The sequence below is a fragment of the Sulfitobacter sp. PS-8MA genome (assembly GCF_040933935.1).
Lineage (GTDB): Bacteria > Pseudomonadota > Alphaproteobacteria > Rhodobacterales > Rhodobacteraceae > Sulfitobacter.
In genome coordinates this window covers 1-12,227 of sequence record NZ_JBFQYJ010000009.1, presented here as the reverse complement: position 1 = coordinate 12,227, position 12,227 = coordinate 1, and the positions used below count along the sequence as shown (strand labels likewise).

General features: G+C 59.4%; 14 protein-coding genes. 9 read left to right on the top strand and 5 right to left on the bottom strand.

Annotated elements, in window-relative coordinates; all coding sequences use genetic code 11:
• Positions 1 to 24: 24 nt before the first annotated feature.
• From AB4M76_RS19025 to AB4M76_RS18985, 9 genes are all read left to right on the top strand, one after another.
• Positions 25 to 645 carry a cation transporter gene (locus tag AB4M76_RS19025; RefSeq protein ID WP_093743705.1) on the top strand — a complete coding sequence of 207 codons (621 nt, stop codon included), beginning with the start codon at positions 25 to 27 and terminating at the stop codon, positions 643 to 645.
• A 204-nt stretch (positions 646 to 849) separates the two neighbouring features.
• Positions 850 to 1,284, top strand: a complete 435-nt coding sequence (locus tag AB4M76_RS19020; protein ID WP_067631023.1) for a CBS domain-containing protein — start codon at positions 850 to 852, stop codon at positions 1,282 to 1,284.
• Between the two features lie 133 nt (positions 1,285 to 1,417).
• Positions 1,418 to 2,371 carry a cation diffusion facilitator family transporter gene (locus AB4M76_RS19015; protein WP_093743706.1) on the top strand — a complete coding sequence of 318 codons (954 nt, stop codon included), beginning with the start codon at positions 1,418 to 1,420 and terminating at the stop codon, positions 2,369 to 2,371.
• Positions 2,372 to 2,673: 302 nt separating this feature from the next.
• Positions 2,674 to 3,072, top strand: coding sequence for a hypothetical protein (locus AB4M76_RS19010; protein WP_169306094.1), 399 nt, complete (start codon positions 2,674 to 2,676; stop codon positions 3,070 to 3,072).
• A 111-nt stretch (positions 3,073 to 3,183) separates the two neighbouring features.
• Positions 3,184 to 3,828 (top strand): hypothetical protein, encoded by a 645-nt coding sequence (locus tag AB4M76_RS19005; protein ID WP_231886324.1) that lies wholly within the window; start codon positions 3,184 to 3,186, stop codon positions 3,826 to 3,828.
• A 21-nt stretch (positions 3,829 to 3,849) separates the two neighbouring features.
• A complete protein-coding gene (locus AB4M76_RS19000; protein WP_093743708.1) occupies positions 3,850 to 4,605 on the top strand; it encodes a hypothetical protein in 756 nt (251 codons plus the stop codon).
• Positions 4,606 to 4,731: 126 nt separating this feature from the next.
• Complete coding sequence (istA, locus tag AB4M76_RS18995) at positions 4,732 to 6,231, top strand: IS21 family transposase (RefSeq protein WP_368440290.1); 1,500 nt, start codon at positions 4,732 to 4,734, stop codon at positions 6,229 to 6,231.
• Positions 6,228 to 6,959 (top strand): IS21-like element helper ATPase IstB, encoded by a 732-nt coding sequence (istB, locus tag AB4M76_RS18990; protein WP_108485421.1) that lies wholly within the window; start codon positions 6,228 to 6,230, stop codon positions 6,957 to 6,959. Before istA ends, istB begins: the two co-directional genes overlap by 4 nt.
• Before the next feature lie 219 nt (positions 6,960 to 7,178).
• Complete coding sequence (locus tag AB4M76_RS18985) at positions 7,179 to 7,364, top strand: hypothetical protein (RefSeq protein ID WP_368443823.1); 186 nt, start codon at positions 7,179 to 7,181, stop codon at positions 7,362 to 7,364.
• A 167-nt stretch (positions 7,365 to 7,531) separates the two neighbouring features.
• Here AB4M76_RS18985 and AB4M76_RS18980 read toward each other — a convergent pair whose 3' ends face one another.
• The 5 genes from AB4M76_RS18980 to AB4M76_RS18960 form a co-directional block, all read right to left on the bottom strand.
• Complete coding sequence (locus AB4M76_RS18980; protein ID WP_093743729.1) at positions 7,532 to 8,260, bottom strand: DUF736 family protein; 729 nt, start codon at positions 8,258 to 8,260, stop codon at positions 7,532 to 7,534.
• A 125-nt stretch (positions 8,261 to 8,385) separates the two neighbouring features.
• On the bottom strand, positions 8,386 to 8,688 hold the full coding sequence (locus AB4M76_RS18975) for a hypothetical protein (RefSeq protein WP_093743730.1): 303 nt from the start codon (positions 8,686 to 8,688) through the stop codon (positions 8,386 to 8,388).
• A 100-nt stretch (positions 8,689 to 8,788) separates the two neighbouring features.
• A complete protein-coding gene (locus tag AB4M76_RS18970) occupies positions 8,789 to 9,250 on the bottom strand; it encodes a hypothetical protein (protein ID WP_093743731.1) in 462 nt (153 codons plus the stop codon).
• A 1-nt stretch (position 9,251) separates the two neighbouring features.
• On the bottom strand, positions 9,252 to 9,638 hold the full coding sequence (locus AB4M76_RS18965) for a DUF6878 family protein (RefSeq protein WP_093743732.1): 387 nt from the start codon (positions 9,636 to 9,638) through the stop codon (positions 9,252 to 9,254).
• Positions 9,639 to 9,759: 121 nt separating this feature from the next.
• A partial coding sequence (locus AB4M76_RS18960) for a strawberry notch C-terminal domain-containing protein (RefSeq protein ID WP_368443821.1) occupies positions 9,760 to 12,227 on the bottom strand: 2,468 nt, incomplete at its 5' end.

The following is a 12,227-nucleotide window of genomic DNA, read 5'->3' as shown; positions in this document are numbered from 1 at the left end:
AATTAGTATTTTTGGACTTCGCGAATGGTACAGCGGCAGGACGCATCGGAAAGAAGCACACTCTGGATCGTCCTGGGTCTCAACATCGGGCTGGCAGTCGCTTTCTTCGCATCGGGTGCATTCGGCGATTCAAGTGCGCTTATCGCCAATGGCCTCGACAACCTGTCGGACAGTTTCGTCTACGCGATTAGCCTCCTTGCGCTGTCCCGTTCCGCTAAGTGGAAACGCGGAGCGGCGAATGTTTCGGGCGGCCTACTGATCCTCTTCGCCCTTGGCATCCTTTATGACGCCTGGCGCCGCTACGTCGACGGATCGGATCCTCTTGGCACAATCATGATTGTCATGGCGCTGATAGCGGCGGCCATCAACGCGCTTTGCGTCTGGCTGTTGGCGCGGATTCGCGATCCGGACGTAAACATCCGAGCGGCGAATACGTTCAGCTGGAACGACTTCGCGGCTAATCTCGGAATCGTCGTCGGAGGCGGGGTCGTGGCCTGGCTCGGAACTAACTGGCCGGACCTTGTCGTGGGCGTGATCGTCGCCGGTATCGCGGCCTGGGGTGGAGTCGGAATCCTGAGAGACGCACATGGTGAACACCACAAGGCGGTGCACGATGACGGTAAGGCAAGTGAGGACATCGCCTGAAATCGGGGCTTGAAGCTACAGTGACCGTAGCAACTACATTTCCTTGGAAGCGATCCGACGAGAAACCAGCACTCCAAGTATTGAAAAATCCAAATTGTGGCTGCTGCACCGCTTGCGCGGAAACTCGCTGCTCAGCGCAATGAAAGGAACTTGAACACCCGTCTTTCGGTTTCCACGCTAGTAACCAAAACAAGGAGTAAGATCATGCAAGTTCACGAAATCATGACCAGCAATCCAACATGTTGTAGTACCGACACTACGATTCAGGAGGCCGCAAAGCTGATGGATGAAAAGTCGGTCGGCGCGATTCCCGTGATCAATGACGCCGGTGAGCCGGTCGGCATCATTACGGACCGCGACATCTGCTGTGGTGCCGTCGCAGAGGGAAAGGCAGCCGACACGCCGGTTTCTGACGTCATGTCGGATGACCTCCTGACAGTCTCACCTGATGAGGACGTTAAAAGCTGTTGCAGCAAGATGGAAGAAAAACAGGTGCGCCGCAGCGTGGTTACAGACGAAAGCGGCAAATGCTGTGGGATCGTGGCTCAAGCGGACGTGGCACGGGAAGCCGACGGCGCGGAAACAGCCGAATTGGTGCAGGAAGTGTCGCAGCCAGAGAAGAGTTCTGGCTGCTGCTGACCCAATGGCGCATGGGATCCCGAGTGACCGAACTTGTTGCGAATAAGTCCGGTCTGGCTGCACATGTTGAAAGGAAGTCAAAACGCGGCGCTTGACCGCGTTTTGATCTGCCGAACAGATAGGAAATTGCCTGATGGCCCACGATCACGCCCATATCGACCCCGAGTCCGGCGACCGTCGAGTCTCCATCTCCATCTGGGCCAACGGTCTTCTGACCGTCGCGCAGATTGTCGGCGGCATCCTATCCGGCAGCCTCGCACTGATCGCGGATGCTCTGCACAATTTCTCGGATATGGCATCGTTGGTGATCGCCTTTGCCGCTCGGAAAATCGCGCGGCGGCCTGCGGACGCGCGCATGACCTTCGGCTATGGGCGGATAGAAATTGTCGCAGCGCTCATCAACTACACGACCCTTATCCTGATCGGCTTCTACCTGATCTACGAGGGTGGCATGCGCATGATCGACCCGCCCGAGGTACAGGGTTGGACGGTGGTGATCCTAGGCGGTGTGGCACTAGTCGTCGACACGTTGACGGCGGTGCTCACCTATTCGATGCAGAAGGGCAGTGCGAACATCCGTGCGCTCTTCCTGCACAACCTATCGGACGCTTTGGCCTCTGTCGCGGTCATCATCGGCGGCTCGCTTATCCTACTCTACGACATGCGATGGGTTGACCCGGCGATCACCATCGGCATCGCTCTCTACATCCTTTACCTCGCCTTCACCGAGATCGGCGGTCCGATTCGGACGCTGATGCTCGGCAGTCCGCCGGACATCGATAATGAAGCCGTCGTTGAGGCGATGCGGCGTGTGGATGGCGTGGCGGAAGTTCATCACGTGCATCTGTGGCAGATGCAGGAGCACGAAGCGGCTTTGGACTGCCACGTCGTGCTGACAGCGGACGGCTGGCGTCAAATCGAAAAAATCAAGACGGCAATCAAGGACCGTCTGAAGGACGATTTTAGCATCGGTCATTCGAGTTTGGAATTTGAGCACGAAGACCGAGCCCATGAGAACGCCGACCTTTACGGTCACGGCAAGCCGGAAGAAGACGAGAAAAACCATGTTAACCAAGACACTGGCTGATCATGACGAGATGATTGCCCTTGTCGGCGAAGGCAAGCTGAGCGAAAGCGATCTGAAACGGATGCACGTCCTGCTTCAGCAGCGTCTGCAAGAGACAAGCAAGCTAGGGCCGAGACCTCAATCTCACGAGGTTCGAAGCCGGCGCATAGTCGCGTTTGGCTCTGTGAATCTGGCCTACTAGGTCAGATAAGAAGATGGTTCCGCGGAGAGGGGTGAGCTTAGCCGGAGCCAATCAATCGGCAAGCTGGATCGTGATCTAGTCCTCCCGCTTCTAAGAACGATTAAGAGGAGGAAGACCTTAAATGGACCCAAAGTTTTCGAAATCCGACGCTACGTGGGGATATATCCTTTCCGCCCAAGGTAGGCCGTCCGCCAAACGACAGCGACAAGAAATTTCGCTGCATGGGGTAATTGAACAGGTTAGGTGTGACCAGTTTGAAGGGCAAACTACGCGTCCTCGAAAGCATCTCATCCAACGAGAGCAACTGCTGCTGTCGGTAAATCAAGGGGATAAGGTCGTTGTGACGGTACCAGAATGCTTGGGATTGTCAGAACGTGACGTGAACTGGTTCTTGACAGAACTCGCCATTCGCGGCGTGCTTCTGTTGGTCCATTCCGGAACGATTGTTGTTGATCCGGGTGGATCGACAAGGGACTTAGCTGCTGCAGCTGGCCGATTTCACAGCAAACTGCGGGCATGACACTGGAACGCGGAGAAACCGCTCAACAGCAATTTCCGCCAGCTTGAGATCCCTCCAGTCGGCGGAGGGTCCAGAATAAGCGCTAAATATTCAGTGCAATAAAAGATACTTATGGACATCACTGATCAAACGCTGCTGCTTGCATTTGGCCTCGGCTTGCTCGGTTTTGTCGAACCCTGCACAATCGGTGCCCATATGCTGTTTCTGGGAAGTCAGAGGACCCGACCGATGGGTCAGCGGCTCAGCGCAGCGTTAATCTTTCTTTTGGCAAGGCTCGCCGTCATGGGCGGGTTTGGCGGTATGATCGTTGTGCTTGGTCAGCGCCTTATCGGGTTGCAGACAGGCGCATGGCTCATTTTCGGTGCGATCTATCTTGGCCTTGGGGTAACGATCCTTGCGGGTTGGGACAAACCAATGCGTCACCGCATCGGGGTCGCGCCGGATCGCTGGAAAATGGCCTCAAGCCCGATGCTTCAAGGGCTGGCGTTCGGACTGAACATACCAGCTTGTGCTGCGCCGATCCTTTTTGGACTTATGGGCACGGCAACAGCGATTGGATCAGCCAGTATGGGTTTTTTTGATGATGGCAGTCTTCGCTCTTGCGCTGTCGCTCCCGTTGATCCCGCTCTCCGTTATCCCTGGTCTTGCACGCCCCCTCGACCGGGTTGCCGTATGGCTGCGGCCTCGACGCTGGTTGCTGGGCGTGATCTTTGTTGGCCTCGGTATCTGGTCGATATGGTTTGGATTGTTTGTTGAGCCTGTGGATTGGAGTGGGACATGACCCCCCGCCGCCGCTTCTGGCATGTGGCAGGCGCAGGCACTGCATTCCAGGCTGGTTCGGCTGCGGTGGACAGTGGAACAGTCATGTCTGCGCTGGTCTTTCAGTTGACAGGCAGCACTATCGCCGCAGGCGCAGTTTCCACAATTCTGCGGCTCGGTTGGCTTCTGCCCCAACTTTTCGTCGGCTATCTCGCCGGTCGCGGTGCGTCCTCAATGCCATTCTACATCGTGGGCGCGTTCGGAAGGACCGCTGCTATTGCTCTGCTCGCAATCGTTCTGTGGACCGGCGCGGTCGCTGGTTGGAGTGATGCCGCGCTTGGTGCTGCGACCCTTGGGCTTTGGGTTCTCTACGCTTTCCTTAGCGGGATCGTGGGCGTTCCTTACAATGACATTGTTGCGCGGTCCGTTTCGTCGGAACGCCGGAGCCGGATGCTCTCGGTCCGTTTTTTCGGCGGCGGCCTCGTAGCACTTCTTATAGCTGTGGTGGCGGACAGGCTTCTGCGAACGCTTGATTTTCCGATTTCCTATGCTGCGGTGCTTGGGATTGCAGCGCTCCTGATGTTGCTCTCGTCCCTCATTTTCACTGCAATGGGAGAGCCTGAGCAGAAAGCACCTTCAAAAGCGGCCACAAGCTTCATGGCCTATTTGCGCGAAGGTGTAATGACGTTCCGGGACGATCCGGTGTTCCGCCGTTTCGTCTTTGCGCAATGGTGCGGAGGCGCTGTTCTCATAGCCGCTCTGTGGCTGATTTAGCGTTTTAGGCTGTGAATCGGCGTGCGAAATTGACCCACTTGGGTGGGTTATGAGCGTGCAAAATTGACCCACCTGCCACGTTAGCATCCGCGCTGAATAGCGCGGAGGAATGAGCAGGTGATATTGATGGAAAGTGTATCGAAGATCCGTCGTTGGATATTGGTTGAGGGTCGCAGCATCCGATCTGTGGCGCGGGCAACCGGTTTGTCGCGGAACACGGTGAAGAAGTATCTGAAGGACGACAGTCCACCGAGCTATCAACGGCAAGCGCCACCGACCCGGCATAAGCTGTGCGATGGATTTGACGCGCGGCTGCAAGAGCTTTTCGAGCAGGATCACAAGCGCCCGCGCCGGGAGCGGCGGACGGCCACGAAGCTTTACGAACAGCTCGTCTCGGAAGGGTATACTGGGTCCTATTCTCCGGTTCAGCGATTTATCCGAGACCTCAAACGTGCCGATGCTGGATCGGGAGAGGCGTTTATCCCCCTGCATTTTGCTGCCGGTGATGCGCTCCAGTTTGACTGGAGCGAAGAGCGCGTTATTCTCGGTGGTGTCGAGCAGAAGGTAAAGGTTGCTCACTTCCGCCTGTGCCATAGTCGCAAACCTCTTATCGTAGCCTATCCCGGCGAGAGCCAAGAGATGGTGTTGGATGCTTTTGTACGGGCGCTGTCCTTCTACGGCGGGGTTCCGCGACGGGTGATCATCGACAATCCCAAAACGATGGTGACCTATGTCTCCCGCTCGAAGGACCGGGTGTTCCATCCGCGGTTCTTGGCGTTGATGAACCATTATGTGATGGAGCCGGTTGCCTGCACCCCCGCGTCGGGTTGGGAGAAAGGTCAGGTGGAGAACCAGGTCCATTTTTTACGAGGCCGATTGTTTGTTCCCATGCCAGCTTTTGATGATCTGGATGGGCTGAACAACTGGTTGCGTCTGCGCTGCGAGGAATTGGCAAGCCGCGCCCATCCTGATCAATCGTCCCGCACGATTGCGGAGGTTTTTGAAGATGAGCGCGCCGAGCTGCGCCCCCTGGGGCGGGCTTTTGATGGTTATGTGGAAAAGACGGTGCGGGTCCGTTCCACCTGCCTGGTTCAATATGCCAGCAATCGCTATAGCGTGCCTTCCCGGTTTGCAGGCCAGCATGTCTCCTTGCGCGCCTATGCGAGCCGGATCGTGCTGGTGTCAGGCCAGGACGTTATTGCCGAGCACAAGCGTCGCTTCACCCGCAACGTCAGCTACTTTGAGCCTTGGCATTATGTTCCTCTACTGGATCGCAAGCCCGGCGCTCTGCGCGACGGCGCCCCTTTTGTGGACTGGCAACTGCCTGAGGCCATGCATCGGATCAGGGAGCATTACATGGCTGGCAAAGGCGGGGACCGGGAGTTCGTCGATCTGCTTCTGCTGGCCCAGGACCACGGAATCGAGGTGGTGGAGACGGCCTGCGAACTGGCAGTTGAACAAAACACGTTGCGCCTTCCTGCCATCACCAATTTGATCAACCAGTTGGTGGAGCCAATCATCACGCCGTTGAATGAGGGTAATGTCTATCCGCAGCTGACCGTGCGGCCCGAGGCCGACTGCAAGCGCTATGAGGCGCTCTGCTCGGCCGAGGAGGCTGCCGCATGAACGCTCTCATCGACCAACTCACCGCCTTGAGGCTGCATGGAATGGCAGCTTGCGCCCATGATTTGCTGTCCGCGCGCAAGCCACCAAGTCTGACCACAGCGATAAAGCAACTGATCGACGCGGAAACTGTAGAGCGGCGAGTGCGTTCCATCCAGTATCAAATGCGCATCGCGAAGTTCCCCCATCATAAGGACTTCGCCACCTTCGATTACGGCGCGGCCGCGGTGAGTAAGGCCCAGATCGAACCCTTCTGCTCGGGTCAGTTCACCGAAGAGGCGCACAACCTCATCCTGGTCGGCGGAACCGGGACAGGCAAAACTCACATCGCCATCGCGCTTGGAACCACATTGATTAACAACGGCAAGAAGGTCCGCTTCTTCAACGCGGTCGATCTGATCAATGCCCTGATCAAGGAACAGGCCGACGGCAATGCCGGGAAGATCATCCGGCAGCTGTCTGCCCTGGATTGCGTCATCATCGACGAGTTAGGCTACATCCCGTTCCCGAAATCCGGCGGCGCGTTGCTGTTCCACCTGATCAGCAAGCTCTACGAGAAAACCAGCGTCATCATCACCACCAACTTGGAGTTCGGGGAATGGGTCGCTGTCTTCGGTGATGCCAAGATGACAACTGCGCTCTTGGATCGCGTCACGCACCACTGTGCCATCATCGAAACGGGCAACACGTCATATCGCTTCGCTCAGAGCAAAAGTCGCAGAGAAAAATAGCCACGTCGCAAGCAAAGCCCCCAGACGGACTCGCTATATGAGGGCGGTCCGCCTGGGGGCTTTGTCACCCAATAGGCGGGTCAAAATTAAACGCTGAAACCGGGTCACTTTTAAACGCTCATTGACAATCTTTGGGACTACGGTAGCAATCGGCGCCATGTCGGCTCGCTGCATATCGATCAACTGACGTGCAAGGCTTCGGATCTGGCGCGGCGCAACTTGCTGGTTGTTCACCCTGTCACTGGATGGTGGAAATCGAAAAAGCTTCTCGCTGAAGGTTTGCCTTCTGTGCGCTATGCATTGATTGTGGAAATCGATGCGGAAGAGTCGGACACCGAGCTCTATGCCGAGGTTCAAGTTGCTGTTGACGCCTTGATTGCCGCACAAGCGGTTGTACAAGTCTGACTGTATTGGAGACCCCGCGCAGCCCTCCCAATCTAGGCATCGCATCTACATCGGACCGCCACATGAAATGGCAGTTCGATCGCTCTATTGAAACAAACACAGCAAAAGGGGAACCGCGGTCCCACGGCTCCCCTTTGGGTTCAGATCGTCTCCCCCTCGCGTGCCAATTAGGCGACCAGCGAGAGCCCCGCGCCTGCATCCTGCGGCTGCTCACCGCTGTCGATGAACGGGATGATCGAGAAGGTCTGCCCACCGCGCTGTTCTTCGTTCTGCACGGCGTTGACGCGCAGGTCGCCATCGGGCGTGTTGATCAGCAGTGACAGGTAGTCATTGCCCGTGCGGCTGCTTTTGGCCATCCACGCCGAGCCGACGCGGATCGGTGTGCCCCGGGGCGAGCTGACCTCGATCCGGTAATCCGGGTGGGTCTCCTCGGATTTGTAGCTGTTCTCGATCAGCATGAACTCCAGATCGAACATCATGTTGGCGATGTAGCCGGTGAAGGCGTTGTCCGCGTCCATGGCGGTGAGCTCGCCCGAGATCGAGCCGGATTTCATCAGGCCGTTCGAGACCAGCGGGATGATCTCGAATGCGCCGCTCTGGGCCGCGCGCGCCTCTTTCGTCTGCACCGCGTTGACCCGGAACGGGCCGCGGCCGACATCGATCTGCATCGAGATGTAGGGGTTGCCGCTGGTATTGCCGGTCTCGTTCCAGGCCGTGCCGATGCGCACCTTGCGGCCCGACCTGTTGATTGCCGTCACGTCAAAATCCGGGCTGCGTTCGGACATCTTGGCCCGTGCCTCGAGCTGGATGGCGATGTCAAAGCGCGTCGAGTGGATCATGCCGGTGTACTCGGCGGCTGCGGGCTCGACATTGCGGGTGAGGGTTCCTGCGAACATGGGATAGTTCCTTCTTGGATTGGCCGGTGCCTGACGTTCTTGCCAGCGCATCCGGGATTGCTTTCTCGACCCCTTGAGGGATCACAAATCAGAAAGCCTGCTTTCCTTTCAGCCCTACCCGCGGGTCAGAGCTGCCGGCCGAGTGGGAATGCCCCCGCGCCTCCGGGTGCCACGCCCCTCCCCTGCCCGTCTGGTCTTGATTGGCTGCCCGGATTTTCCGCGCCGTCCTCCGATCGCGCGATGAAGAACTCCGCCTCTTTTCCGTTCAACCGGTGCCCGCTCCGGTCGGTCAGGCCGATGCAGCTACCGTTCGGCTGATAGGTGATCAGGTACTGACCGAGCCTGTCCTTGTGGACAATGTCGCCGGTATTGGCCCAATGCACGGTCTGGCCGGCATCGACGGCCGCCTTGATGTCTTCGAGTGTCATGTGATCCTCCTCAAGTAGAATGGTGGGGAAACGACGCAAGAAGCCCGATCTTCCAACCGGGCTTCCGTGCGGCATTCAATTGGCAAAAAGCCGGGTCATGTCAGGCACCTTGCGTGGCTTGCGTCGCGCGCGCCGCCATCCAATCCTTCAGGCCAAGAACCGTTCTTCCGGCGGCGACCTCGGAGGCCCAGGCAACCCTTGGGTCGCCGCAGGGCTCATCGCCGGAATGCCGGTCGATGTGGCCATTGGCCATCCATGGCTCGGGCTGGATCCGTCGCAGCCAGTCCGCCATGCTCGGAATGCGGCCCTGGCAGTCTTCACGGATATGCTGCTCGCCGATCCAGCGCACGGGGATCTCTCGACCTGCGCTATTGGTCAGGGACAGGCCGAAGACACGTTCGGCCTCGAACAGGCCTTGGGCATGGTGGCGCATGGCTCGGTGGGTAAAGAGCGCGAGGTGCTCTTTCGAGGCGTCAAACCAATCGTGCACAGCCTGATAGTCAGACGGCACCCCGCCGAATTTTCGGGCGGAGCTTTCGGCATGATGAAGCGGATGGGCCATCTCAAAGACCCTCGACATAGCTGTGCGAGCATTCGACATAGCGGTCCGCGTGATCGAGGGTGATGCTGTCGTTGCGCAAGTCCCAGGTCAGCGTGCCATAGCCGCCTTCGTTGTTTTCGAACCCCGGGTGATGGTGGTAGACGAGCGACCAGGCGAAGTCGCCAACCTCTGTGGCAAGCGGCTCCGGCAGTTGGACCTCTTCTGGCTGCACCGTCACATCCTCGACATTGCCGGAGTCGCCATAGCCTTCGTATTCGGCAGTGACCCCGCTGATGCCAAGCGCACGTAGTTGCGCGAGCAGCTCCGTTCGGGATGCCTTCAAGGTGGTTTCGCGCTCTGCACGCCACTGAGCCGCCATTGCGGCATAGTCGATCTGGGGATTGGTCATGGGTCTGTCCTCTTATCTGAAATTGGGGGGCCGGGCCTGGCATTGGTCAGCGCGCGCCCGGAAAGCGCAGATCGGCCAAATCCCGATCCACGCCGCCCGACCGGAAGCTCGCTTTGACTTTTCAGGCGGCTTGTTCTGCCGCTCTAGCGGCTCGCTGCCCCACGATCCGGGCCAGAATGCTTCCCGTGTCGACCCCGTCCCCATGCGGCAGGAACACCCGCAGCTGGAAGGCAATGATCTCAGTGAAACACCCCATTGCCTTGAGGCCATCAATCATGCCCCGGTCCACGCCGCCCAGCTCGAGACGCATCTCGCCTGCGACCCGGCGACGGGTCAGGGTCAGACCCCGGCCCAGATTGACAGGTGCGGTGGTGCCGAGGGCGGCGGTCAACATCTCCTGCGGCGTTTGCGGATTGGAGACGAGGAAGCGGGCGCGCAACGCTGCCGCCCCTTCCTCGCTCAGCGTGCGCCCGATCATGGCGGTCGCCCCGTCGGGCGTGACGCGGTAGATGCGCTCATTGGTGGTCGGAATGTCCTTCCAGATCGGCAACAAGAGCCCGGTCAGCAGGTAAAGCTTGGTCGTGGTGGTTTTTGGCAGGGACGCAGCCTCGGCATCCCAAAGCCTTGCGAACTCAGGCCTTCCGATGTCTTCCCAGGCCGAGGACCCGAACCGCGTCTCCTCCAGATAGCTCGACCCGTTTGGCCGCACCACCTTGCGCATCAGCGTGACAATGTCCTCGTCATACATCTGCATGGTGCGCGCCGAGATGAGCGCCGCGCGGCCGGAGGCGCGATTAACCATCGGCAGCTTATCCGGATTGCGCGATATGGCCTCTTCGGCCCCAAGAACGTGGACCGGGTCGGTGACCTCCAGCCCGATGATCCGCGTCACGGCGCCGGATTTCGGGCAGGTCCAGAGATCCTCGGTGGAGACCTGCTCGATCCTTTCGCCACGCAGGGTTTCCACGCCGAGATCGAGCGTGCCCGCCGCGCGCGCCCGTTCGGTCTGATCAGCGATCCGGCGCTTGAACTCGGCAAAGAGTGCGTTCTGCATGTGGATGGGAAGGGCCAGAACCCGGTTGAGAAACCGCTGGATCGGGGGAAGCTCCTCAAGGAGCACCCCGTCCTTGTTGATCAGCCGCAGGGCCGTCCAGTCGGTGAAGCTCTCGTAGCTCATCGCCTCAGCGCGCCCGGCGGCAAGATCGGCGAAATACCCACGTAGTGCGGCCCGCGCGATCGGGCTTTCGAGATTGTCCTCCTCGCGGAACATGCCTTGCGAGCCGGTCTCGCGCTGACCCTTGGTCAAGGCCCCCAGCTGGTCGAGGCGCTTGGCTATAGTCGAGGTGAAACGCTTTTCGCCATGCACATCCGAGGTGCAGACCCGGAAGAAAGGTGCGCTGACCTGGGCAGAGCGATGCGTGCGGCCCAGCCCCTGGATGGCCGCATCGGCGCGCCAGCCGGGCTCCAGAAGATAGTGCCGCCGCCGTTTCTGGTTCTTCGCCGTTTGGGCCGCGTGATAGGACCGGCCCGTGCCGCCTGCATCGGAGAAGATCAGGATATCCTTTTCGCCGTCCATGAAGGCTTGGGTCTCCGACGAATTGCTGCTGGCGGCGCGCTTCTCGATGAAGAGATGTCCATCCTCGGCCTTGAGGGGCCGGATCGATCGACCCGTGACCTCGGCAACTGCCTCGTCGCCAAAGGCCCAGAGGATCTGATCCAGCGCCGAAGGGATCGGGGCCAGCGTCATCAACTCCATCATGGCCGCATCACGCAGGGCAAGCGCCTCGCGCGAGACGACCAGCGCGCCATTGGCGTCGCGCAACGGCTCGGCCACCATATTGCCGTCGATCTCGACCAGCTTTTGCGCGTGGATTGGGAAGGCCTGTTCGAGGTATCCCAGCACGTAGTCGCGCGGCGTTAGCGCGCCCTCAACCAGCTCGTCCGCCGGGTCCATCGTCTCAAGCCGGCGCTTCAGCAGGCTCTCACCCGTTGAGACCACCTGAATGACGCAAGCCTTGCCCGCCGCCAGATCGTCCTTGATGGCGCGGATGATGCTCGGGGCTTTCATGCCCATCAGGAGATGGTTGAAGAAGCGCTGTTTCGTGCTCTCGAAGCGGGACTTGGCCGAGGCGCGTGCGGCCGAGGCATTAGTCTCTCCTGAGGCGACGTTGACGCCGGTCGCTGTCAGCGCGGCCTCGAGATTGTGATGGATCGTCCGAAACGAAGTCGCGTATGCGTCGTAGATCTCGATCTGGGCAGGGGTGAGCGCGTGTTCAAGCACATCGTATTCCACGCCATCGAAGCTGAGGGCGCGGGCCGTGTAGAGCCCGAGCGTCTTGAGATCGCGGGCAACCACCTCCATGGCGGCGACACCGCCGGCTTCCATCGCAGAAACGAAGCTCTCGCGGCTTGGGAAGGGGTATTCGGGGCCCTGCCCCCAGAGCCCCAGCCGCGCGGCATAGGCCAGGTTGTGCACGCTCGTGGCGCCCGTGGCCGAGATGTAGAAGACGCGAGCGCGGGGTGCTGCTAGTTGCAGCCGCAGGCCAGCAAGGCCCTGCTGGGAGGGTTTGACCCCCCTGCCCTGCTCGG